Source organism: Arthrobacter sp. Z1-9 (genome assembly GCF_054792695.1).
On sequence record NZ_CP096456.1, the window covers coordinates 330,638 to 353,757 of the forward strand.

Annotated in this window: 19 protein-coding genes; 17 read left to right on the forward strand and 2 right to left on the reverse strand. The window is 64.8% G+C overall.

All coding sequences use genetic code 11. The annotated features are described in order from the left end of the window. Positions 1-13: 13 nt before the first annotated feature. From M1D93_RS01540 to M1D93_RS01555, 4 genes are read left to right on the forward strand one after another with little or no spacing between them, the layout of a single operon-like run. Positions 14-1,072 (forward strand): sugar phosphate isomerase/epimerase family protein, encoded by a 1,059-nt coding sequence (locus M1D93_RS01540; protein ID WP_461173450.1) that lies wholly within the window; start codon positions 14-16, stop codon positions 1,070-1,072. A gap of 8 nt (positions 1,073-1,080) precedes the next feature. Beyond that, the gene (locus tag M1D93_RS01545; RefSeq protein WP_461173451.1) at positions 1,081-1,479 is read left to right on the forward strand and encodes a C-glycoside deglycosidase beta subunit domain-containing protein; all 399 of its coding nucleotides are present in this window, start codon (positions 1,081-1,083) and stop codon (positions 1,477-1,479) included. After that, complete coding sequence (locus M1D93_RS01550; protein WP_461173452.1) at positions 1,476-2,672, forward strand: Gfo/Idh/MocA family protein; 1,197 nt, start codon at positions 1,476-1,478, stop codon at positions 2,670-2,672. The genes M1D93_RS01545 and M1D93_RS01550 overlap by 4 nt, the downstream gene beginning before the upstream one ends. Before the next feature lie 12 nt (positions 2,673-2,684). Further along, on the forward strand, positions 2,685-3,689 hold the full coding sequence (locus M1D93_RS01555) for a sugar phosphate isomerase/epimerase family protein (protein ID WP_461173453.1): 1,005 nt from the start codon (positions 2,685-2,687) through the stop codon (positions 3,687-3,689). Positions 3,690-4,078: 389 nt separating this feature from the next. On the opposite strand, the gene M1D93_RS01560 is transcribed toward M1D93_RS01555, so the two are convergent. After that, positions 4,079-5,092, reverse strand: a complete 1,014-nt coding sequence (locus M1D93_RS01560; protein WP_461173454.1) for an apurinic/apyrimidinic endonuclease family protein — start codon at positions 5,090-5,092, stop codon at positions 4,079-4,081. A gap of 68 nt (positions 5,093-5,160) precedes the next feature. Here M1D93_RS01560 and M1D93_RS01565 point away from each other — a divergent pair, with 68 nt between their 5' ends. Continuing rightward, positions 5,161-5,577 carry a C-glycoside deglycosidase beta subunit domain-containing protein gene (locus tag M1D93_RS01565; RefSeq protein ID WP_461173455.1) on the forward strand — a complete coding sequence of 139 codons (417 nt, stop codon included), beginning with the start codon at positions 5,161-5,163 and terminating at the stop codon, positions 5,575-5,577. A gap of 22 nt (positions 5,578-5,599) precedes the next feature. On the opposite strand, the gene M1D93_RS01570 is transcribed toward M1D93_RS01565, so the two are convergent. After that, positions 5,600-6,862, reverse strand: a complete 1,263-nt coding sequence (locus M1D93_RS01570; RefSeq protein ID WP_461173456.1) for an ROK family protein — start codon at positions 6,860-6,862, stop codon at positions 5,600-5,602. A gap of 107 nt (positions 6,863-6,969) precedes the next feature. On the opposite strand from M1D93_RS01570, the gene M1D93_RS01575 reads away from it, so the two are divergent. From M1D93_RS01575 to M1D93_RS01630, 12 genes are all read left to right on the forward strand, one after another. Continuing rightward, positions 6,970-8,010: a Gfo/Idh/MocA family protein gene (locus M1D93_RS01575; protein WP_461173457.1), complete on the forward strand. Its 1,041-nt coding sequence runs from the start codon at positions 6,970-6,972 to the stop codon at positions 8,008-8,010. Continuing rightward, positions 8,007-8,801, forward strand: coding sequence for a hypothetical protein (locus tag M1D93_RS01580; protein ID WP_461173458.1), 795 nt, complete (start codon positions 8,007-8,009; stop codon positions 8,799-8,801). Before M1D93_RS01575 ends, M1D93_RS01580 begins: the two co-directional genes overlap by 4 nt. A gap of 188 nt (positions 8,802-8,989) precedes the next feature. Continuing rightward, positions 8,990-10,471 carry an MFS transporter gene (locus tag M1D93_RS01585; RefSeq protein ID WP_461173459.1) on the forward strand — a complete coding sequence of 494 codons (1,482 nt, stop codon included), beginning with the start codon at positions 8,990-8,992 and terminating at the stop codon, positions 10,469-10,471. A 16-nt stretch (positions 10,472-10,487) separates the two neighbouring features. After that, positions 10,488-12,056 carry a GMC oxidoreductase gene (locus M1D93_RS01590; RefSeq protein ID WP_461173460.1) on the forward strand — a complete coding sequence of 523 codons (1,569 nt, stop codon included), beginning with the start codon at positions 10,488-10,490 and terminating at the stop codon, positions 12,054-12,056. A 193-nt stretch (positions 12,057-12,249) separates the two neighbouring features. Then, positions 12,250-13,470 (forward strand): MFS transporter, encoded by a 1,221-nt coding sequence (locus tag M1D93_RS01595; protein WP_461173461.1) that lies wholly within the window; start codon positions 12,250-12,252, stop codon positions 13,468-13,470. Between the two features lie 303 nt (positions 13,471-13,773). Further along, entirely contained in the window at positions 13,774-15,315 is a 1,542-nt protein-coding gene (locus M1D93_RS01600; RefSeq protein ID WP_461173462.1) for an ABC transporter substrate-binding protein, read from the forward strand. 90 nt (positions 15,316-15,405) lie between these two features. After that, complete coding sequence (locus tag M1D93_RS01605; protein ID WP_461173463.1) at positions 15,406-16,347, forward strand: ABC transporter permease; 942 nt, start codon at positions 15,406-15,408, stop codon at positions 16,345-16,347. Beyond that, positions 16,344-18,212 carry a dipeptide/oligopeptide/nickel ABC transporter permease/ATP-binding protein gene (locus tag M1D93_RS01610; RefSeq protein ID WP_461173464.1) on the forward strand — a complete coding sequence of 623 codons (1,869 nt, stop codon included), beginning with the start codon at positions 16,344-16,346 and terminating at the stop codon, positions 18,210-18,212. Before M1D93_RS01605 ends, M1D93_RS01610 begins: the two co-directional genes overlap by 4 nt. Continuing rightward, positions 18,209-19,111, forward strand: coding sequence for an ATP-binding cassette domain-containing protein (locus tag M1D93_RS01615; protein WP_461173465.1), 903 nt, complete (start codon positions 18,209-18,211; stop codon positions 19,109-19,111). Before M1D93_RS01610 ends, M1D93_RS01615 begins: the two co-directional genes overlap by 4 nt. After that, a complete protein-coding gene (locus tag M1D93_RS01620) occupies positions 19,108-20,157 on the forward strand; it encodes a LacI family DNA-binding transcriptional regulator (RefSeq protein ID WP_461173466.1) in 1,050 nt (349 codons plus the stop codon). The genes M1D93_RS01615 and M1D93_RS01620 overlap by 4 nt, the downstream gene beginning before the upstream one ends. A gap of 59 nt (positions 20,158-20,216) precedes the next feature. Next, a complete protein-coding gene (gene uidA / locus M1D93_RS01625; protein ID WP_461173467.1) occupies positions 20,217-22,034 on the forward strand; it encodes a beta-glucuronidase in 1,818 nt (605 codons plus the stop codon). Between the two features lie 62 nt (positions 22,035-22,096). After that, a complete protein-coding gene (locus M1D93_RS01630; RefSeq protein ID WP_461173468.1) occupies positions 22,097-23,059 on the forward strand; it encodes a LysR family transcriptional regulator in 963 nt (320 codons plus the stop codon). Positions 23,060-23,120: the final 61 nt, after the last annotated feature.

Below are 23,120 nucleotides of genomic sequence, written 5' to 3' on the forward strand. Positions count from 1 at the left end.
AGGAATCAAAGACATGTCAGAAGGCATCGCAGGCTCGGGCATCGAGCTTGGCATCACTCTTTACTCCCTCACGTCAGAATTCGCGGCCGGGCTCTACACCCCGGAGACCCTGATCAAGGCCGTCGCCGATGAAGGCCTCGGCCCGGGCGTCGAGTTCAACATCGCCCAGATGCTGCGCACCTACCCGGACGTGGACGAGGATTTCGTCCGCCTGTGGCGGGACAGCATGGACCGCTACGGCCTGACCCCCAGCGCCGTGGGCACCAACCTGGACATGGGCCGCCGTAAAGACCGGGACATGACGCCGGACGAGGAGTTCGACTTCTTCGCCCGGCAGCTCAAGACCGCCAACACGCTGGGCTTCAACAAGATCGTTATCCGGTCCGCGGGCAAGGAACTGCTCCGCCGGCTGCTTCCGCTGGCCGAAAAGTACGACCAGAAGCTCGGCTACGAGATCCACGCGCCCCAGGGCCCGAACGATCCCAAGATCCTCCAGATCCGCGAGATGTATGAGGAGCTCGGCAGCGACCGGCTGGGCTTCACGGCAGACTTCAGCTCCACCATGCACAGCCTGTCGCCCACGCTGTTCCGCACCCTGACCCAGATGGGCCTGCCTGAGGAACACTTCGCGGTCATGCAGGACATCTGGCGCAAGCCCCTGCCCATGCAGGAGCGGAACCAGGAGTTCGAGGACTACCTGCGCGAAAACAACTTCGATCCCGCCCGGCTGGGCCCCTTCACCCGGTTGGCGTTCAACATGCACGGACTGGTTCCGCCGGAGGAATGGCTGGACATCATGCCGCAGATGTTCCACGTGCACGCGAAGTTCTACGACATCGACGAGAACGGCAACGAGCCCGCCATGGACATCCCGCGCATCGTGCGCCAGTTCGTCAAGGGCGGCTATCAGGGCTTCCTGTCCAGCGAATGGGAAGGCCATGCCTTCGCCGACCTCGGCGAATCGGACCCCATCGACCTGGTGAAGAAGCAGCACACACTGATGCGCCGCGCCATCGAAGAATCCGTCGATTCAACTGGTTCCAACCCGACCCTGGTCGAGACTGCGAAGTAAGGAAAGCCATGGCAACTCACAACTCCCTGTTCCAGGACGCCGACGTCCGCAGGCACCCCGAGGGCATTTCGGTGTCCGTGCAACTGCCCTGGTACCGCAGCCTCTGGCTGTCCGCCTTGGACGATGTTGCGGCCACAGTGAACGGCGTGGCGATCCCCAAAGAAGCCCTCCGCTTCGAACTGCAGGGCAAGTCCTACTCCATCGCGGAGCTGCCCGAGCAATGGGAAACCCTCTGGTTCGTCGCGGACAAGCCCGATGTCATCATCCCGCTGGACCGCATCCCCGACGCGGGAGAGGAGATCGACGTTGAAGTCATCCTCACCCTCCGCTTGCTCTACATGCAGATCGCGCCCATGCGCTACGTCGGAAACCGGGTGGCGGTTGAGCGCAAGGTCGTGCTGGCATGACAACCCTGCGCGTGGCCATGATCGGTTATGGCTTTATGGGTGCTGCCCACTCCCAAGGCTGGCGGACGGCGCCCCGCGTCTTCGACCTGCCGGCCGAACCGGAAATGGCCGTCGTGGTGGGCCGCAACGCCGAAGCGGTGGCGGACGCAGCCCACAAGTGGGGCTGGGCTGAGTCCGCCACGGACTGGCGCGAGGTGATCGCCCGGGACGATATCGACGTCGTCGACATTGTCACCCCCGGTGATTCCCATGCAGAGATAGCTATCGCGGCGCTGGAAGCCGGGAAGCATGTCCTGTGCGAGAAGCCGCTGGCCAATACGGTGGCCGAAGCTGAAGCGATGGCCGAAGCGGCGGAGCGGGCGGCAGCAAAGGGCATTCGGGCGATGGTGGGGTTTACTTACCGCCGCGTCCCGGCCGTCACTTTCCTGCGCAACCTCATCGCTGAAGGCGCCGTGGGGACGATTAATCAGGTGCGTGCCTCTTACCGGCAGGATTGGCTCGTTGATCCTGAGATGCCGCTGGCCTGGCGCCTGCAGAAGGAGCACGCCGGCTCCGGTGCGCTGGGGGACATCGGGGCCCATGCCATCGACCTGGCCCAGTTCGTCACCGGGCTGGACCTGGAGAAGGTGTCCGGCACCATCGACACCATCGTGAAGGAGCGTCCTCTTTTGGAGGACTCCACTTCCGGCACCGGGCTTTCCGGCACGGCGGGTGTGGGCAAGGGCAAGGTGACCGTGGACGATATCGCCATCTTCACCGGTCGCTTCGAATCGGGTGCCCTGGCATCGTTCGAGGCTTCGCGCTTCGCCACCGGACGGAAGAACGCGCTGCAGATCGAGGTCTCAGGGGACAAGGGCGCCCTGGCGTTCGACCTCGAGGACCTCAACAGTGTCCAGTTCTATGACCGGACGGCGCCCGCGGACCGCCAGGGCTTCCGGAAGATCCTGGTCACCGAAGCGGAGCACCCCTACGTCTCCGGGTGGTGGCCCGCTGGCCACATGCTCGGCTACGAGCACGGATTCTCGCACCAGGTCAAGGACCTCGTGGAGGGCATTGTGGCCGGCACCGACACGCAGCCCACCTTCGCTGACGGGCTGAGGGTCCAGCGGGTGCTCGACGCCGTCGAACGCAGTTCCGACAATGATTCAGCCTGGACCCGCGTTGCCGCCGATGTCCCGGCGCAGGTCTCGTAGGAGGGGAAATACATGGCACGACCCATTACTTTGTTCACCGGCCAGTGGGCCGACCTGCCGTTCGAGGAGGTGGCGCGGCTTGCCGGCGAGTGGGGCTACGACGGGCTCGAAATAGCGTGCTGGGGAGACCACCTGGACCCCTGGCGCTGGGACGACGACGCCTATGTCCAAGGCAAGCTGGACATCCTGGAACGCCACGGCCTCAAGGTGTGGACCATCGCCAACCACCTTAAGGGCCAGGCCGTGTGCGATGACCCCATCGACGAACGGCACCGCGGCATCCTGCCGGACATCGTGTGGGGCGACGGCGACCCTGAAGGGGTGCGCCGCCGTGCCGCCGAGGAAATGAAGAACACCGCCCGGCTCGCGGCCAAGCTTGGTGTGAAGACGGTAACCGGCTTTACGGGGTCGTCCATCTGGAAGTATGTGGCCATGTTCCCGCCGGCCTCGGAAAAAATGGTGGACGCCGGGTACCAGGACTTTGCGGACCGGTGGAACCCCATCCTGGACGTCTTCGACGAGGTGGGCGTCCGCTTTGCCCATGAGGTGCACCCGTCCGAGATCGCCTACGACTACTGGACCACCCAGCGGGCGCTGGAGGCGATCGGGCACCGTGAGGCCTTCGGGCTGAACTGGGACCCGAGCCACATGGTGTGGCAGGACATCGATCCCGTGGGGTTCCTCTGGGACTTCAAGGACCGGATCTACCACGTGCACTGCAAGGACACGAAGAAGCGGCTCAGCAACGGGCGCAACGGGCGGCTCTCATCGCACCTGGCATGGGCCGACCCGCGGCGCGGCTGGGACTTCATCTCCACGGGCCACGGCGACGTGCCCTGGGAGGACGCGTTCCGGATGCTCAACTCCATCGGCTACCGCGGCCCGTTGTCCGTGGAGTGGGAGGACGCCGGCATGGACCGCCTGGCCGGTGCCCCTGAGGCTCTGGCGTTTGTGCGCAGGCTCTCCAGCTACGAGCCTTCCGAGGCAGCTTTCGACGCCGCCTTCAGCACCAAATAGCACCACCCGGCTTAACAACGGCTACTACAGAGGCCGGCTCCGGAACTCCGGGGCCGGCCTCTGTTGTTTTGCCTGTCAGGTGGAAACGCTCCATCAGCTCCTGCAGCAATTCGGGGCGCCCGCCATCACCTCCTGCAGTAGATCGGGGCACCCTCCATCAGCTCCTGCAGCTATTCCGAGCATGCGCACTCTTCCCGGCACCACTGCAGTTGGACTTCATCAGGAGGTGATGGGGCGTTGCGGGAAAGCCGCCGGAGGTGATGGAGCGTTGCGCCAAAAGTTGCGGGAGGTGATGGAGCGTTGCACCAAAAGTTGCGGGAGGTGATGGTGCGTTGCGGGGGAGGCTGCATAAGGTGATGGGGCGTTTGTTCTGTAACCCGAAAATAGGGTCAACCGCCGACGCCTTGGGCAACGGGTGCTGCCTCAACCAGCGCCGCCTCAGCCACCGCCAGGTGCCGCTGGGTCATCTCCGTGGGGTTATCCTGCAGCCACTCGTGGCCGCCCCACTCGCTGGTCAGTGTGCCGGTGAAGCCGTTGCGGCGCAGCAGGGCGCCCAGGTCCCGCAACGGCTGCGAAACCCGCCCGCCGTCGTCGTGCAAGTCCCAGAACTTCAGGTGAAAGGCGCCCACCAGGGGGAGGATGCCCTGCAGGTCCGACGCGTCACTGCGGCCGAAACGGATGAGCAGGTTCATAAAGAGGGTGTGGATCCGCGGGGGCACGTTTCCTGAGCGGAGCAGGGCGGTGACGGCGTCATGTGTGGAGGGGTCCCGCCAGTCATGCTCCAGGCGCCCCAGGAAGTCCTGCGGCATGCCACCGCGGCGCAGTTCTTCCAGGTAGGTGACGGGAAGGGCGGGCATCAGCATGCTGATGTCCACAAGCACCCGCACGTGGTCATCTCCGAGGGCGTCTATCGCTTCCAGGGCAGGTTCGACGGCGGCGCTGCCGGGGGCCTGCTGCCCCTGGATTTCCTCGTACAGCACCAGGTCGAGCTCGTGCAGAAGTGGCTGGACCAGCGTGAGCAGTTCGGTGCCGGCCTGGCCGATGGGGAGCCGGATTCCGCTGGCGCCCACGCGGTGCGCGGCATGGATCTGGGGAACCAGGAAATCCAGGCGCTGGTGCAGGGGGCGGCGTTCCGTTGGCGTGAAGTCGTCAAGGCTTGCGCCAACGATGCTGACGGACCCGCCCTTCGCCGCCAGGGCATCCCGCAAATCATCGACTTCGGCGTCGCGGGGAACGGGGAAGGACCGCCACACCAGTCCGGGCTCGAGTTCGACCGTCTTCACCACTGAATCCGCGATTCCGGTGACGATGTCCTGGGCGGTCCGACGGGCGGCAATGACGTCCGGGGTCCAGTTAAAGGAGCTGGCGCACAACGTCCAGCTGCTCGGAATTTCGGGAGCCATAGAGCGTCTTCCCCTTTATGCTTCTTAGTGACAAACTTATGTCAGTTTCAGGATAAAGGATGGAAGCCATGTTGGAAACCGCTTTGCGCGAGGATGCGTTGACCACTGCTCCGGAAGGCTTTGAACTGCGCATCGGCCTCCCGTGGATCCGCTCAATGCCGCTCTCCAGCGTCACCAGTCTCACTGTGGAGGTGGACGGCGTGCCGGTGGCAGCAGAGGATCTTGCAGTGATTCTCGGGTCCCGGCGCGTGTCCTCAGGTGCCCTGCAGTCAGAGCGGGGCTGGTGGTTTGTGCAGGACAGGCTTGTCCTTGCGGGCCGGCGCGAGCTGTCGAGCGGGACACGTGCCGTCGCCGTGGATTTTCAGCTGATGATTCCGTACTTGCAAGCACGGCCCGGTTCACCGCTGGTCCTGCCGTTCCACCTGGAGGCCCGGCTGGACCTGGACGAAGCGCCGGTACCCAGCGTCTCCCGTGACGTCGCCTGAGCGGGAGCGCCCTGAGCTGATCTTAGGCGGGAACTGCCACGCGTTCCGGCGAGGGGCGGCCGTCGGCGAACCAGCGCGGGAAGGTGACATCGAACAGCTGCTCGCGCGCCAGCTCGGCGCCTCCGCGAAGGGGTTCGCGCTCGTCGTTCACGGAAAGGGTGATGGTCAGATCCCGCGTGGCCAACGGCAGCGACAGTTCGTAGACCCGCTGGCGAACCTCCGCCAAAAAGACCTCGCCCGCCGACCCCATGGCGCCGCCGATGACGATGACACCGGGATTGAACATGTTCACCAGGGCAGAAATGGTTTCGCCCGCGACCCGGGCGGACTTCTGAATCAGGGTAATGGCCAGCGAGTCTCCGGCCTGTGAGGCCAGGGTGATCTCCTCGAGGGTGAGGGCTCCCTTTTTCACCAGGGGAGCCATGGAGCTGTTGGCGCCCTCCTTGATGGCCTTTTCAACATCCCTGACCAGGGCCCAGCCACTGGCCACGGCTTCCAGGCAGCCGATCTTGCCGCAGCGGCATTGGGCGGTGGAATCCAGGACCCGGACATGGCCGATGTCGCCGGCGGCTCCGTTGGCGCCGCGGTGGATCCTGCCCTGGGACAGCAGTCCCGCACCAATTCCGGAACCGATCTTGCAGTAGATGAGGTCGGCCAAGGATTCGCGACGGCGGGCACGCTCGCCGAGGGCCAGAAGGTTGACGTCGTTATCCACCCACACCGGGGCGTTGAAGCGTTCCTCAAAGGGTGTGCGGACATCGAATCCGTTCCACCCCGGCATGATGGGAGGCGATACGGGCTGTCCGGAGGTGAAATCGACCGGGCCGGGAAGCCCGACCACCACAGCCCAGACGGGCACTGTGGAGTCCTTCTTCAGCACGTCGTCCACAAGGGCCATGACTGCCTCAATGGTCTTTTCGGGTCCCCTGGAGATATCCCAGGTGCGGTGTGTGTGCTCCAGGACGTCGCCGTCGAGCGCCGTCAAACCCACCCTGATGTGGGCCGCTCCGAGGGCGCAGATGACGATCCGGCCCTGCTCGGCGCGAAAGCGCAGGGTCCGGGGTGCGCGGCCGCCGGAGGAGGCGCCGAATTCCCCCTCGCCGAGGAAACCGAATTGGATGGCCTGATCCACGCGCTGGCTAACAACGCCCCTGCCCAGCCCGGTGACCTTGCCGATTTCGGGGCGGGTAGTTGCCTCGCCCGTCCGCACCAGGTTGACGATCCTCAGGAGGCTCGTCACTTCATCGGTCTGGGCTCCGAAGCGGAGGGTGGACTCTGTCGTCATAGTTCACAATTCTCACACATCAAAGCCCACTAAAGCTTGGTTTGCTGCCACTATAGCCAGATCTTTCCGCACTTATGAATAATAGTGACAGAAGAAGGAGGGCGACGATGCCTTGGAACGTGGGGATTATTGGCGCGGGCCCCGGCGTGGCGGCGCTTCACCTGCCGGTGCTGGGGCGCCTCGCGGAACTGTTCACAGTGGTGCACGTAGCCGATGCGGGAAGCGGGCGCGCCCGGGGCCTGGCTGAACGGCATGGCGCACACTGGTCGGAGGGGGAGGCGGACCTGCTGGCGGACCCGGCCGTTGACCTGGTGGCTATTTGCAGCCCACCCGGTGAGCACGCCCGCCAAATCCTGGCGGCACTCAGTGCCGGCAAGCTGGCCATTTTCTGCGAAAAGCCGCTGGCCACCACCATGGACGAGGCTAAGGACGTTATTTCCGCGTGCCGGGAGGCAGGGGTGGCCCTGCTGGTGGGGACGAACCATCTGTTCGACGCCGCATGGGGCCGCACCAAGCACCACCTGGTGGCCCTTGAGGGCAAGGTGCAGGCCATCTCGGTAACGCTCGCGCTTCCGCCAAATGACAGGAACCACCGGCTCGTAAGTGAGGGCGGTACTTTCCAGGCAGCCGGACGGGGACGCCCGGACCTCGGCAACCCTGCCGTGGCGGCCGGCGTCCTGAGGCAGCTGCTGACCGGCCTCGCAATTCACGACCTTCCTGCCGTGAGGGACATCGCGCCCGGCATCGATGAAGTGGTCTACGCCCGGGTCGTTTCCCCGGTCGGCTACTTGGTGGGGTACAGGGCCGGCGGAGTCCTGGTCCAGTTGGCGCTCACCATGCTTCCGGAGGGGCCGGATGCCCTCTGGCGGATGAGTATCGCCACCTCCCATGACCGCATCGAGGTGGATTTCCCGCCCGCCTTTGTCCATGCCGGAAGCGCTGCCACCCGCGTGCGGAGCGTCGACGGGCTGTGGACGGAGTATCCGCGTGAGAACGAGGATGGCTACCTGGCTGAGTGGCGCCTGCTGGCCTCGCTCCTTGAAGGGGATGCCCCCATGGAGTACGACGAACTGTTGGCTGACGCACAGTACGCCATCGGTCTGGCTGACGCCGCTGCGGCGAAAGTCCTTGAAGGGGTGCAGCAATGAGCCGGGACCAGGCGGTCAGCGTTGTCACAGAGTTGCCCGCCTACACGGCGGCTGTCGCGGAGCTTCCCGTGAGTGCTGTCCTTTCAGTAACCGTGGAGGGGGCGGTGGCGGTGGTGCCCGGAACTGGCGACTGGTGGAAGGGGATGCTGGCAGCCCGCGCCGGCGGCGCGTCGGCGGTGGTGCTGGCGGATCCTGCTGTGCTTCCGCGGGGAGCCGTTGAGTCGGAGCGGTGGCCTGGGGACATCCCGGTGATTGTTGAACGCCCCCGGCTGCGTCCCGATGTTGTAGCCGCTGCGGTTGCGGCAAGACGCGGCAGCCCCGCCCGGATCATCACCGTTGAGTGTGCAGCCCACGCTGCAGGCCTTGGTGCGCTGATCTGCGACGGCTTCGGCTGGATGCGGCACCTCGCCGGGGGAGCGCTGGCGCTTCAGTCAAGCATTGCCACTGTTCACAGCAGGATCGCACTCCTGGACTCGGGCGACTACAACGGCGGGACAGTTCCCGCAACCCTTTCGGCAACCGCAATCGGCGGTCTTCATGCCGGAGGCTTCCTCAAGGTGCTTGCCCTCGGTGAGGTGCGGACCGAAGTGACTGTGGACCAGCCCGCCGGCCTGACCCGGGTGGAAACTTCCACCGAGGAAGGGGTGTTGCGGGCTCCGGACTGTTATGAGTCCTCAGCACGTTTGGCCCTCCGCCGGGCGATCGACGCCTGCTTGTCGGATGAGCCGGCAGCGGACCTGGCGGAACTGCTGCAGGACATGTCAGTTACCTGGGCAGTGCTAGATGCGTAGGCACGGCGTCCAGCGTTCATGTCTGTTCCGCGCGTTCTTATGTTGTTTTCTGACCAAAGCGCAGTATTATGGATAACGGCGCCGGGGTTCCTGCCGGACCCGTTCTCCGGTGTGATGGTGCGCCGGAGGCACATCACGTCGCGTCGACGGCCCGATCGTTCGGGTAGATCACTATGCCACTTTCGCCTTTGAGACTCCGTCTCCTTGTTGTTGCCCTGCTCTCGGTCTCCTTCCTCGGGGCCCTGGACCACACAGTGGTGTCCACTTCCCTGGCCACCATTTCCGGTGAATTGGGTGCACTGACACTCATGAGCTGGGTTGTTGTGGGCTACACCCTCGCCAGCACCGTGCTGCTGCCTGTACTCGGCAAGCTCGGTGACGTGCTGGGTGCCCGCCGCATCTTCCTCTTCTCGCTGGTGATGTTCCTGGCCGCCTCACTGGCCTGCGGCTTCGCCACGGATATGGCCTGGCTTATTGCCGCGCGTGTCCTGCAGGGCATGAGCTCCGCCGGACTGCAGTTGATGTCCCAAACCATCATTGCCCGCGTCACCACCCAGCGGGAGCGGCCCCGCTACATGGCCATCATCGGCGCGGCCTTCCCCATCGCCATCCTGATTGGCCCCGTCCTTGGGGGTGCCATCACCGACTATTGGGGCTGGCAGTGGGTCTTCTGGATCAACATCCCGGTGGGGGCTGCGGCCCTGGGCCTGGCGCTCATCGCCGTTCCCCGCCTGGAGCCCGGCCCCATGCCCCGCCACTTCGACGTTGCCGGGGCGGCTGTCTTCACCACCGCCCTGGTGGCGCTGGTGCTTGCCGTTACCTGGGCTGCCGAACGCAGCGCGGGCGCTGCCACCGCTGCCGCGCTCGCTGTCAGCATCGCCGGCTTTGCGGCGTTCTTTTTCATCGAGCGGCGTGCACCCGAACCCATCGTGCCGCTCCATTTCTTCGCCAACCGGACCATTGCTGCAGGCACGGCACTCTCGGCGATTATCGGCGTCGGCCTCTTCTCCATCACTGCTTACCTGCCCACGTACTTCCAGATGGCCTACCAGACCACCGCCACCGTTTCCGGGTTCGTCCCCATCGCCACGGTGTTCGGCATGCTGGTCAGCAACCTGCTGACCGGATGGCTGGCCAGCCGGACAGGGCAGTACCGGATTTTCCCGATCGTGGGAACCACGATGGGGGCCGCCGGGCTTTTGGTGATGGCCATGCTTCCCGCGGGCCTTCCACTGTGGGTTCCCATGATGGTGATGGCGGTGGTGGGGATGGGCACCGGAGCGTTTATGAGCCTGATCGTGGCCGTAGTCCAGGGCGCCGCCCCGGCCAGCCAGACCGGCACCATCACAGCCACCATCAACCTGGTGCGGCAGGTGGGGTCCACAGTGGCGACGGCGGTCATCGGCGGAGTGATCGGTTTCGGCGTCGCCGCTCTTTTGCCGGCAGGCCTTGATGCTTCCACCCTGACGCCGCAGCTGGTGCACGCAGCCGCGCCGGAAGTTCAGGCCAACGTCGCACAGATTTACAACTCGGTTTTCACGCCGATCTTCATTGCCCTGGCAGCCACCTACGCGGTGGGGATTGTCGCGGCGGTCCTGCTTCCGCACGGCCGCCTCTCCGACGAACCCGATCCCGCTCCCAACACCACTTCCGAATCCCTCTCGGCCTGATTTCAAAGGAGACATCATGTCCAACCCCACTATTGCCATCGTCGGCAGCGGACCCATCGGTTCCACGTACGCGCGGGTGCTCCTGGAGCACGTCCCGAACGCGCGGGTGATGATGTTCGAAGCCGGACCGCAACTCACCGACGTCCCCGGCGAGAGCGTTCGCAACATCCCCGATCCTGCCGAGAAAGCACGTGCCCGGGAAATGTCGCAGGGGCCGCAGGCCGGCGCCTACCGGGAATCGCTGGGCATTCCGGCAGGCACCGTCACCGAGGGCATGTTCACCGCCCGCCAGGGCACCCACCTCCTGGACTTCGGCGGCGCGGGTTCCGCCCATGCTCACTCCTTCCCGGCCGCGGCTGCGGCCACCAACGTAGGGGGCCAGGGTGCCCACTGGACCTGCGCGACGCCGTCGCCCGCCTTCAGCGAGAAGCTCCCCTTCATCGCCGATGACGAGTGGGATGGGCTGATTGAGGACGCAAAGCAGCTGCTGCACGTCCACAGTGCCGCCTTCGCGGATTCGAAGGTCGGTGAGGCGATCCGGTCCCTCCTGGACGAAGAGTTCGGCGCGGAGCTGCCGGACGGCTACGGGGTGGGCACCCTTCCGGTGGCCGGGGACCCGCAGCCTGACGGGTCCGTGCGCTGGGCCGGGGCCGACGTCGTCCTCGGCCCGCTGATCGACAAGGACAGCCCGCTCTCCAAGCAGTTCGAGCTGCGCGACCTCACCCTGGTCCGCCGCGTGGAACTGGACGGACAGCGTGTCACCGGCGTCACGGTGCAGGACCTCCGCACCGGGGAGACGTCTTTCGTGGCAGCTGACATCGTGGTGGTGGCCGCCGATGCCTTCCGCTCGCCGCAGCTGCTGTGGGCCTCGGGCATCCGGCCGGCGGCGCTTGGCCACTACCTGACCGAACACCCCGTGGTCATCTCCACGGTGGCGCTCGACGCCGAAAAGATGCGCCGCTTCGCCACGGAAGAGGACCTCAAGGCTGAGCTTGCCCGGCGTGCGCTGAATTCCGCGGATCCGGTGGCGGCCGTGAACCGCATCCCGTTTTCCGAGCCCGAGCACCCTTTCTCGGTCCAGGTGATGTACACCGAAACCACGCCGTTCCCCATGGAGCCGGGCACCCCGTACTCCGAGAACCGCTGGGGCTACGTCAACATGGGCTACGGCCTGCGCAAGCACCCGCGCTACGAGGACGCCGTCACGTTTGACGACAACGAGCCGGACTACCGCGGCTTCCCGAACATGACCATCGACTATGCGCTCACTGAGCGGGAGGAAACGGAGATCGCTCAGGCCACGGATCGGCTGCGCCGTGCCGGCAAGGCCCTTGGCGTTTTTGTTGCCGAGCCCCGGTTGATGCCCAACGGCTCCAGCCTGCACTACCAGGGCACCATGCGGATCGGCGCCAACGACGACGGCACCTCGGTGGCGGATCCGTGGTCCAGAGTGTGGGGCTACGAGAACCTGGTGGTGGGCGGCAATGCGCTCATTCCGACGGCGACGGCGATGAATCCCACCCTGATGAGTGTTGCCATCGCGGTGCGCGGGGCCCGGAAGGTTGCCGAGGAGCTGGTGGCCTGACCTGCGTGGAGATTTTCGCCGGACACCGCCGGCCTGGCTGCAGCTTGGTCCCGCCATCCGTTCCGTGGATACCTGTTATCCCAAATCCATGATTCCCAGATAGCCCAAGCGTTGCCACAGTGAGGGAAGTCACTTTTCGGCGCCTCAAGCGCGCTGAAACCCTCCGTGACCATCAGAGGCTAAGGAAAATTCAATGGAGAATATTCAGCTCACGGATACCGGGACCAGGAGTGAGGCGCCGGGCACCCCGGGGACGCGGAAGGCCGGACGGCTGCAGGCAACCCTCCTGGTTGCCGGCAGCTGCATGCCGGTGCTGGGCGCCGTCCTTCTGGCGCCCATCCTCCCCACCCTGAACCAGGCGTTCGCCGACACACCCGGCGTCGCCATCCTGGTGCCGCTCACACTGACGCTGCCGGCGCTGTTCGTGGCGCTCTTCTCACCGCTCGCCGGCTACGTTGCGGACCGGGTGGGCCGCAAGCAGCTGCTGGTTTTCGCGATGCTCGCCTACGCCGCGTTCGGGACGGCGCCGCTGTGGCTGAACACGCTCGAGTCCATCGCACTGTCCCGGGTGGGCGTCGGAATTGCGGAAGCCGCCATCATGACCTGCTGCACCACGCTCATCACGGACTACTACGCCGGCGAACAGCGGAACAAATACCTGGGCCTGCAGACCATGGTCAGCGCGCTCGCCGCCACCGCGTTCTTCGCCCTCGGTGGCGCCTTGGGCAGCATCAGCTGGCGGACGCCGTTCTGGCTCTACGCGGTCAGCGCGGTGATCGTTGTCCCCATGATGTTCAAGCTGTGGGAGCCGGCAAAGATCCAGCGCACGACGGCGGCAAGGACGCCGGTGCCATGGCGGCAGATCGGTGCCCCGGCCGCCGTGACGCTCTTCGGCGGTATCGTGTTTTACGCACTCATCGTGCATCTGCCCTACGTCATCACCGGGCTGGGCGTCGCTGACGCGGCCCTTATCGGGCTCGCCGCGGCCATCGCTTCCTTGGCAACTGCGGCAGGGGCCATGTCATTCCGCTTCCTCGCGAAGCTGGGCACGCGCACCCTGTTGGCGCTCGCCTTCGGCTTGGCCGCCGTCGGGCTCTCCCTGGTCTCCATCGCGGACAATGTGCCGCTGGCTATCGCGGGGGCAGTTGTTGCCAGCGCGGGAACCGGTGTGCTTCTGCCCACGCTGCTGACCTGGGCCGTGAACGGCCTTGAATTCCAGCAGCGCGGCCGTGGCACCGGCATCTGGACCGGGACACTGTTCATCGGCCAGTTTCTGACCCCCATCGTCCTGGGCGCGGCCGCGGCGGCAACCGGAAGCCTTAGCCTCGCCCTGGGCGGGCTGGGAATCACGTGCGCTGTTGCCCTGCTGGCTGTCCTGGTCCGGGGGCCCCGGATGGTTCCCCGCAGCCACTAAAAGGCTGGCGGCTGGACAGCTGTAGCTCCACCCAGGCGTTGAAGCAGGGCCTCCCGCAGCAGTATCGCCGCGGGAGGCCCTGCTGGGTTTAAGCCCCCTAACGGTTTCGCCCACCGGGCGGCCTGTCCACGTGACTACTATTCGCTGCGCAAATACCTACTAGACGAATTCCCAGGTTCCCCTCGGACGTGACGTAGGTCATTGTTGATTGCAACGAGGTTGACAACCGGTTGCCAAGGAAAATGGCAAAGGCGGCAACAAACTCTCGATCCGGTAACTGATCAACGATTTTAGGAGCCAACGATGAAGTTAGGTCCCACAGCGGCAGCAAGCGCCGCCATTACACTCAGCGCCGCACTGGCGCTCACCGCATGTGGCGGCAGCAGCAGCGGAAGTACGCAAAGCGCCGCCCCGGGCAAGCCGACCGTGACCTCCCTTACTCTCGGCGCGCTGCAGGATGTCCGCTCCTGGGATCCGGCCCAGGCACACGTGGGCAACGGGTTGCAGCCGTACCAGATCGCGTACGATTCCTTGCTGCTCCGTGAACCGGACGGCAAGCTCAGCCCCATGCTCGCGACGCAGTGGAAGTACAACGACGCCAATACTGTCCTCACCGTAGATCTCCGCACGGATGTGACCTTCAGTGATGGCGCCCCGTTCGACGCTGTGGCAGCCAAAGCCAACATGGACCACTTCAAGAAGGCCAACGGTCCCCAGATGTCGCAGCTGGCGTCGGTTACCGAGGTCAAGGTTGTGGATGCAGACACGGTGGAGCTCAACCTCCGCGCCCCTGACCCGGCGCTGGAGTACTACCTGAGCCAGGCCGCCGGCCTGATGGGCAGCCCCAAAGCCCTAGGGTCCGAGGCCATCAAGACCGAGCCTGTTGGTTCCGGGCCTTACGTGATGGACAAGGCCGCCACAGTCAAGGATTCCCAGGCCGTCTTCAACGCCCGGGAAGGTTACTGGAACAAGGACCTGCAGAAGTTCGAAAAAGTCTCGTACAAAGTCCTGACTGATATAACCGCCCGTACTAATGCCCTCGTCTCCGGCCAGGTGGACGCCGCAATCCTTGACCCGAAAACCGGCAAGCAGGCTGAGGGTGCAAAGATGAAGCTCGCGAAGAACGAGGTGGACTGGCAGGGCCTGATCCTGTTCGACCGGGACGGTACCAAGAACCCGGCGCTGAAAGACGTCAGGGTCCGGCAGGCAATCAACCATGCGTTCGACCGCAAGACCATCCTGGACCAGGTTTTGCTGGGCCAGGGAACTCCCACGTCCCAGCCCTTCGGCAAGGACAGCGGTGCGTGGCTGGAAGAGCTGGAAGACAAATACCCCTACGACCCCGCCAAAGCGAAGGCACTGCTGAAAGAAGCCGGTTACGAGTCCGGAGTGGTCCTGGAAGTCCCGTTGGTGCCGGCCTTCGAAACCCAGATCAACGTCCTCAAGCAGCAGTTGGCCGACGTCGGCATCACGCTGAACGCCGGTGCCTGGTCGGGGCCGACCTTCACCAGCGATGTCGCGGCACAGAAGTACACCAGCATGTACTTCTCGCTGTTCCAGGGCGAACCCTGGGTAGCCGTCAACCAGCTTGCCTCAACCAGCGCCTTCTACAACCCGTTCAAGAACACCACTCCTGAACTGCAGGCCAAGATCGATGCCGTCCAGAATGGCGGGGAAGAATCGGACAAGCTGGCGCAGGAAGTCAACCGGTACCTCGTGGAGGAAGCCTGGTTTGCCCCGCTGTTCCGGATCAACCAGATGTACTACCACAACGACAAGGTCAACGTGACGCCGCAGATCCAGCAGGCTGTCCCGTCGATCTACAACTACTCGCCCGCGAAGTAGCGGCACTCTTCCCAGCCATCGTCCGGCGGCGACCTCAAGGGGCCGCCGCCGGACACGGTCACAGCACGCCAGTTCGACGGAGAACCAGCAATGATCCCATTCATCCTCAAACGCCTCGGCAGCGGCATCATTGTCCTGTTCGCTGTTTCGGCCCTGACTTTCTTCCTCCTGTACGCCTCCAGCAGCAGCATCGCCCGCAACATCCTGGGCGACCAGGCCACCCCTGAGCAGGTGGCACTGAAAGAAGCCGAACTCGGCCTCGGCCAGCCGGTGGTTGTCCGCTACGGCGCCTGGCTTGCGGACACCCTGCGAGGCGACCTGGGGTCCTCCTGGTTCACCTCTGAACCTGTGGCCGCCTCCCTTGCAACGCGGATCCCGGTCACCATGACTATGGTTTTCGCAGCAATGATCCTGATTGCCGTCATCGCCACCCTGGCAGGCGTTGCAGCTGCCGTCAGGCGCGGATGGGTAGACCGGACAGTGCAGGTGGGAGCGATCATTGGCGACTCCATTCCGGGATTTGTTATCGGCATCATCCTGGTCACCATCCTGGCCATCCAGCTGGGCGTCTTTCCCGCCACGAGCACTATTTCACCCGACGCAGGCGCGGACGCCTGGGTACTGTCGTTGACCCTTCCGGTGATCGCCCTCCTGATCAACGGGGTGACCAGCGGCGCCCAGCAGATCCGCAGTGCCGTCATCAAGCAGCTGGAACGTGACTACGTCCGCACCCTTCGCAGCCGCGGCATTGGAGAAGGCGAAATCCTGCTCAAACACGTGCTGCGCAGCGCAGCACCGGCAGGCCTTACCGTTCTGAGCCTCCAGCTGATCGGGATGCTCGGTGGGGTCGTAATCCTCGAAGCCATTTTCGCCCTCCCGGGAATGGGCCCCCTCGCCGTCACCGCCACCGCCCAGAGTGACCAGCCCGTGGTGATGGGCGTCGTTATGTACACCGTCGCCGTTGTGATTGTGGTCAACCTTGTTGTTGATCTGCTCAACGGGTGGCTCAACCCGAAGGTGCGTGCCTCGTGACAGAGTCCGTGGAAGCCTCAGCCCTGGCACCCGTCCCGGGCACCCCTGATACCGGCACCAGCGGCCAGACCGGAACAGTGGTCCGGTCCACCGTGCTCAAGCGCCTCTTCAAGAACCCGCTGGGCCTGATCGCGATGACCATCCTGCTGGCAATGGCCCTGTTGGCGGCTTTTGCCGACGTCCTGGCACCGTTCGATGAAAACTTCGCCAACATCGCCAAGACCCTGGCTGCGCCGGACTCCGTCAACATTCTTGGCACGGACAGCGCCGGCCGTGATGTGTGGAGCCGCCTGCTGTTCGGCGCACGGTTGACGCTGCTCTCCGCCCTGCTGTGCGCCGCCGTCGCCATTGGCATCGGCTTGCCTGCCGGCCTCATTGCCGGCTACTACGCGGGCAGGTTCGAAGCGGTGTCGAACTGGGTGGTGAGCATCCTCATGAGTTTGCCTGGCCTGATCGTACTGCTGACCATCCGCGCAGCTTTCGGACCTTCCGTCTGGATCGCCATGATCGCTTTCGGCATCCTGATCAGTCCCTCGTACTTCCGCCTCACCCGTTCAGCTGTCCAGTCGGTCCGCAACGAGCTCTACGTCGATGCGGCCCGCGTGTCCGGTCTTTCGGACGGGAGCATCATTGCCCGCCACATTTTCTCCGTGGTTCGGGCTCCCATCATCATCCAGACTGCGGCGATCGCCGGTGTGGCCATCGCCATCCAGTCCGGTCTTGAATTCCTGGGCCTGGGGGACCCGGCCAAGGCAACGTGGGGCGTGATGCTCAGCGAGGGATTCAAGAACGTGTACCTCACGCCGACGTTGCTGGTCTGGCCGGCACTGGCCATGGCGCTCACCATCGGAGCACTTGTCCTGCTCGGCAACGCCATCCGCGACGCGCTCGAAGACGGCGAAAAGATCCGGCACCACAAGAAGAATGCAGTACAGGCGAAAGGCACGACGGCGGCACCCGCCCGGGTGCGTCTGTCCCGTCAGCCCGTAGCCGCCGTCGAAACCGGCACAGAGCACCACCTCGTGAAGGTGACCAACCTCGGCGTCGGCTATCCGCAGGCCGACGGTTCCATAAAGAAGGTGGTCGACGACGTGTCCTTCCACGTGGACCGCGGCGAGATCCTGGGCATCGTGGGTGAATCCGGTTCCGGCAAGTCCCAGACGGCGTTCTCGATCCTTGGCCTGCTGCCCGACAACGCACGCATTGTCTCCGGTTCCATCCAGTTCGACGGCAACTACACCGTGGCGCCCAAGGATGACCGGGTGAACCAGGACCGCCTGTCCAAGCTGCGCGGCAGACGGATCTCCTACATCCCGCAGGAACCCATGAGCAACCTGGATCCGGCGTTCACCATCGGCTACCAGCTGGTCACCCCGATGGTCCGGGTCCTGGGCATCTCCAAGGACGAAGCCCGCAAGCGGGCACTCAAGCTGCTCTCCGACGTCGGAATCGTCAACCCGGACCGGACATTTAAGGCCTACCCGCACGAAGTGTCCGGCGGCATGGCCCAGCGCGTGCTCATCGCCGGCGCCATCAGCTGCGAACCGGACCTGATCATCGCCGATGAACCCACCACCGCCCTGGATGTGACTGTCCAGGCGGACGTCCTGGACCTCATCCGCGACCTGCAGCGCCGCCTCGGCGTCGGCGTCATCCTGGTGACCCACAACTTCGGCGTGGTGGCCGACCTGTGCGACCGCGTCGTGGTGATGCAGAACGGCCGGCTCGTTGAGGAGGGCTCGGTCCGGGACATCCTCCGCAACCCGAAAGAGCAGTACACGCAGACGCTGCTGAATTCCATGCTCGAAGGCAAGGAACCGATGACCATGCTCGCATCCGCCAGTCCGAAAGGAGCAGCATCATGAACGGATCCACTGCTAAGGCGGGCGGTTCCCCGGGGAATGTCCGCGACGAACTCCTCCGTGTGGAGGACCTAGTGGTGGAGTACCAGGGCAAGGGCTTGCGTTCCAAGCCGTTCCGCGCCCTGACGGACATCAACATCAGCATCCGCCAGGGCGAGACCCTGGGCCTGGTGGGCGAGTCCGGCTCCGGCAAGACCACCCTGGGCCGGGCAGTCCTCGGCCTGGCGCCTGTCACCGGGGGCAGGATCATTTTTGAGGGCAGGGACATCAGCCGCGCCAGCCGCAAGGAACGCCGGATCCTCAGCCGGGACCTGCAGGTGGTCTTCCAGGACCCGTACACCTCCCTGAACCCGGCCCTGGAAATCGGCGACATCCTTGCCGAACCCCTCGGCGTGCAGGGCATGGCACCCGCCGCCGCGAAGAAGCGCGTGAAGGAACTGCTGGACCAGGTGGGCCTGCCCTCGGACGCGATCCACCGGCTGCCCCGGGAATTCAGCGGCGGCCAGCGCCAGCGCGTCGCGATCGCCCGCGCCCTGGCCCTGTCACCGAAACTCATCGTCTGCGACGAACCCGTGAGCGCACTGGACCTCTCCACCCAGGCCCGCGTCCTGGACCTGTTCCTGCAGATCCAACACCACACCGGCGTCTCCTACCTCTTCGTTTCGCACGACCTGGACGTGGTCCGGCACATCAGCCACCGCGTGGCCGTGATGTACCGCGGCGAGATCGTTGAACAAGGATCCGCCGACGTCGTCACCACCGACCCCGAACACCCCTACACCCAGCGGCTGCTGCTCGCGTCCCCTGTCCCGGACCCGGACCGGCAGGAAAAGCGCCGCGCCGACCGCCACCGGCTCCTCGAGATCCAGCGTCACCAGAACGAACAGGCGCTCCTGGCATGAGCACCACAGAAACACCCGTCGAGGGGGCGGGCAGCAGGGCGAAACCCACAATCTACGACATCGCCAAAGCTGCCGGCGTCAATCCCTCCACCGTTTCGCGGGCACTCAACAAGCCGGGACGCGTCAGCGCGAAGACCCAAAAGGCCATCCAGGACGCAGCGGAATCCTTGCAGTTCCAGATGAACCCCTTTGCGCGGGCGCTGGGATCAGGCCGCACCGAAACTCTTGGGCTGATTCTGACGGACATCACGAATCCCACGTTCTTCGACGTGATCCGCGCCGCCCAATCCACGGCCATCACCCGGGGGTACACCATGATGATCGCTGAATCTGCCGAGTCTCCAGCCACCGAACTGAAGGCAGCGACCCGGATGCAGGCCACCGTGGACGGACTGATTCTGGCAAGTCCCCGAATGGACGATGACAACATCCGCACGCTCGCTGCCAGCAAACCCCTCGTTGTCATTAACCGTGAAGTTGAAGGTGTCTCCTGCGTGGTCCCCGACGTCAACGGCGGCATCAGTGCGGCCGTCCGAGCCTTGGCTGAACAGGGACACCGCAAGGTTGCCTACGTTGCCGGCCCGCAGCAGTCATGGATGTCGATTCGCCGCTGGGAAGGCCTGCAGGCGGCCTGTGACTGGTCCCGGCTCGAGGCGGTACGGCTGGAAACCGGCAAGCCAACCGTGGACGGCGGGCGGCGGGTTGCCCATGAAGTCCTGTCCAGCGGAGCGACTGCAGTTTTGGCCTACAACGACCTTCTCGCCATCGGACTGATGCAGGAACTCCAGGCAGCGGGCGTGGTAGTACCCGACCACATCAGCATTGTGGGCTTCGATGACATTTTTGGGGCCGACTTCACCACACCGCCACTGACAACGGTCCGATCGCCATTGGCCACCTGCGGCACCACCGCGGCGGCGCTCCTCCTGGACAAGCTCGACCGGGAAGCCGAGGACCAGCCGTCCCTGGTGCATGTCGATACCGAACTCATCCTCCGGGGCTCCAGCGGACGCCTGCTGGCTGCTGCCGCACCCACTGCCCACTAATCCTCCGCTTAAACGGAGCCGGGTGCCTCCCGGCGCTCCAACATGAAAAGGACAAAAAATTGCTGAAACCCCAAGCCAACGAAACCCGCGAGCTGGTCAATCTGGACGGCCTGTACCGGTTCAAGGTGGACACCGAAAGGTCAGGCCACAGCGAGGAGTGGTTCAGGGCGCCGCTGGACACCGGATTGGAGATCGGCGTTCCCGGCAGCTACAACGACGTTTTCCCGGACAAGGCCATCCGCAACCACGTGGGGTACGTCTGGTACCAGCGCGAAGTCCGGGTACCGCGCGGCTGGGCAGGGGAGCGGATCCACCTGCGCCTGGACTCCGCAACGCATGAGGGCATGGTGTGGGTCGAAGACGTCCTGGTTGCCCAGCACGTGGGTGGCTATGTTCCGTTCAGCGCAGACATCACCGATTACGTCACCGCGGGCCAGGCTTTCCGCCTCACCATCGCCGTCAACAACGAACTGACCCAGGCGACCATTCCGCCCGGCAAAATCACTCTGGGGGAGGACGGCCGGAGGAAGCAGACCTACTTCCACGACTTCTACAACTACGCGGGCCTGCACCGCAGTGTGTGGCTCTACAGCACCCCAGCCGTGACAGTCGAGGACATCACCGTTGTTACCGGCTTCGAAGGACACAACGGCACCGTCGACTACAGCGTTGCCGTACGCGGCGGAACCGGCACTGAAAACGTCTCTGTCATCCTCAAGGACGCGGCAGGCGCCGAAGTAGTCCGGGGGAACGGAACCGACGGCACCCTGGCAATTGACGACGTCGTCCTCTGGCAGCCCGGGGCCGGTTACCTGTACAGCCTCACAGCGGAGATCCGTGACGGCGGCAGGCTGTTGGATACCTACTCGCTGCCGGTGGGGATCCGCACCGTGGAGGTGAGCGGCACGGAGTTCCTGATCAACGGCGCGCCGTTCTACTTCACCGGGTTCGGAATGCACGAGGACCACGTGACCATCGGCAAAGGCCACAGCAACGCCCAGATGGTGAATGACCTGGAACTCCTGAAGTGGTCCGGGGCGAACTCCTTCCGGACATCCCACTACCCCTACGCCGAAGAATTCCTGGAATACGCCGACCGCCACGGCATCGTGGTCATCGACGAAACAGCCGCCGTGGGACTCAACCACGGGTTCGCCGCTGCCTTCGGCGGCCTGCCACAGAAGACCTACGAAGAAGGCGCGGTCGACGCGAAGACCGCCGCCAACCACCGCCAGGCCATCACCGAGCTGATTGACCGGGACAAAAACCACCCCTCCGTGGTCCTCTGGTCCATCGCCAACGAGCCCAACGCCTCAGAAGACGGCGCCCGCGAATACTACGAGCCGCTGGCCCGGCTCACGCGCCAGCTGGATCCGAGCCGCCCTGTTGGCTACGTCAACCTGATCTTCGACCCCATCGGCAATGAAAAGCTCGGCGACCTCTTCGACGTCATCATGCTCAACCGCTACGAGGGCTGGTACACCAACACCGGTGACCTGGAGACCGCAGAGACCCTCCTGGAAGCCGAACTCCGGACCTGGGAAGCTGCTTACGGCAAACCCATGATCATGACCGAGTACGGCGCCGACACCATGACCGGCCTGCACTCCATCTACGAGCAGCCGTGGAGCGAGGAATACCAGACGGCGTTCCTGGACATGTACCAGCGCGTGTTCGACCGCATCGACGCAATGGTGGGTGAGCACGTCTGGAATTTCGCCGACTTCCAGACCTCCGACGGGGTGCGGCGGGTCGACGGCAACAAGAAGGGAGTCTTCACCCGCGACCGGCGGCCAAAACCTGCCGCCTACGCCTTGCGCCAGCGATGGACTGCGTTGGCGGGCAAGAAGGACAACACTTTTCGCCCTCAGGTTTAGGTGCTCCTTTCGGCAACGCGGTCCACGCGCTCCGCTATCCGCAGACGGATAACCTTAGGAGCGTGAAGAACCTGGACCTCAACCTGCTGCCCCAACTGCAGGTCCTGCTGGAACTGCGGAACATCTCCCGGGCGGCCGAGCGGCTCCAGCTCAGCCAACCGGCCACCAGCGCGGCCATGGCAAGGTTGCGGCGGCATTTCGACGACGAACTCCTGGTGCGGAACGGCCGCACCTATGACCTCACGCCCTTTGCGCAGTCCCTGGTTCCGATGATTGATGAAGCGATGCTTCACATCCAGCGGGCAACGCGCGTGCGGTCCGGTTTCGACGCCGCCACCAGTGAGCGGGAGTTCGTCATCGCCGCCTCGGACTATGCCGCAGCGCTGATCGTGGGGCCGCTGCGCGGGATCCTGCGCGAGGAGGCCCCGGGCGTTTCAGTGGATTTTGTCCCCACTGCCGGCACAGGCATCCAAGGACAGATGGCCGACTATTCAAAGATCGACCTGCTCGTGGGGCCCACCGGGTACCAGATGCAGGGGGCCAGCAAGCAGGTGTTTCGTGACAGCTTCGTGGCCATCGCCGACGCCGGAAATCCCCTGCTTCAGCAGCCCCGGCTCACGCTGGCGGACCTGACGACGGTGCCCCACGCCGTCGGCTATTTCGGCGAGGGAATCAGCACCCCGGCCGATAAGCTGTTCGAGTCCCGGGGCATGCAGCGCCGCGTGGCGGCCGTGGTGGCCGGGTTCCTGTCCCTGCCGCTCCTGGTGGAAGGAACCGATTTGGTGGCGATGGTCCCGCGGATGCTGGCGGCACGGGCGCAGCGCGGTGCGGACATCGTTGTGCTGGAGTTCTCGGAGGGGACCGAGGCGTCCCTGGTGGAGGCCATGTACTGGCACCCGTCCCAGGCCGAGGACCCGGCCAGCGTCTGGCTTCGCTCCGTGGTCCAGCGTTCTTGCGCACGGCTGCACGAACTTTTCCCTGTCACTGCGCACCCCGTGACTATCCACGCGGCGGATACCGCCTGACGCCAGCGCCTTGTGCCGGTTGCCGGTGTCCTGGTTGATATTTCCCCCGTGACGGGGTGGT

Bases quoted from the DNA above. Each gene is read 5' to 3' on its own strand.
- M1D93_RS01595 (WP_461173461.1), top strand. From the start codon at position 12,250: ATGGAGAATATTCAGCTCACGGATACCGGGACCAGGAGTGAGGCGCCG.
- M1D93_RS01575 (WP_461173457.1), top strand. From the start codon at position 6,970: ATGCCTTGGAACGTGGGGATTATTGGCGCGGGCCCCGGCGTGGCGGCG.
- M1D93_RS01580 (WP_461173458.1), top strand. From the start codon at position 8,007: ATGAGCCGGGACCAGGCGGTCAGCGTTGTCACAGAGTTGCCCGCCTAC.
- M1D93_RS01550 (WP_461173452.1), top strand. From the start codon at position 1,476: ATGACAACCCTGCGCGTGGCCATGATCGGTTATGGCTTTATGGGTGCT.
- M1D93_RS01620 (WP_461173466.1), top strand. From the start codon at position 19,108: ATGAGCACCACAGAAACACCCGTCGAGGGGGCGGGCAGCAGGGCGAAA.
- M1D93_RS01590 (WP_461173460.1), top strand. From the start codon at position 10,488: ATGTCCAACCCCACTATTGCCATCGTCGGCAGCGGACCCATCGGTTCC.
- M1D93_RS01570 (WP_461173456.1), bottom strand. From the start codon at position 6,862: ATGACGACAGAGTCCACCCTCCGCTTCGGAGCCCAGACCGATGAAGTG.
- M1D93_RS01615 (WP_461173465.1), top strand. From the start codon at position 18,209: ATGAACGGATCCACTGCTAAGGCGGGCGGTTCCCCGGGGAATGTCCGC.
- M1D93_RS01560 (WP_461173454.1), bottom strand. From the start codon at position 5,092: ATGGCTCCCGAAATTCCGAGCAGCTGGACGTTGTGCGCCAGCTCCTTT.
- M1D93_RS01540 (WP_461173450.1), top strand. From the start codon at position 14: ATGTCAGAAGGCATCGCAGGCTCGGGCATCGAGCTTGGCATCACTCTT.
- M1D93_RS01555 (WP_461173453.1), top strand. From the start codon at position 2,685: ATGGCACGACCCATTACTTTGTTCACCGGCCAGTGGGCCGACCTGCCG.
- M1D93_RS01545 (WP_461173451.1), top strand. From the start codon at position 1,081: ATGGCAACTCACAACTCCCTGTTCCAGGACGCCGACGTCCGCAGGCAC.
- M1D93_RS01605 (WP_461173463.1), top strand. From the start codon at position 15,406: ATGATCCCATTCATCCTCAAACGCCTCGGCAGCGGCATCATTGTCCTG.
- M1D93_RS01600 (WP_461173462.1), top strand. From the start codon at position 13,774: ATGAAGTTAGGTCCCACAGCGGCAGCAAGCGCCGCCATTACACTCAGC.
- M1D93_RS01565 (WP_461173455.1), top strand. From the start codon at position 5,161: ATGTTGGAAACCGCTTTGCGCGAGGATGCGTTGACCACTGCTCCGGAA.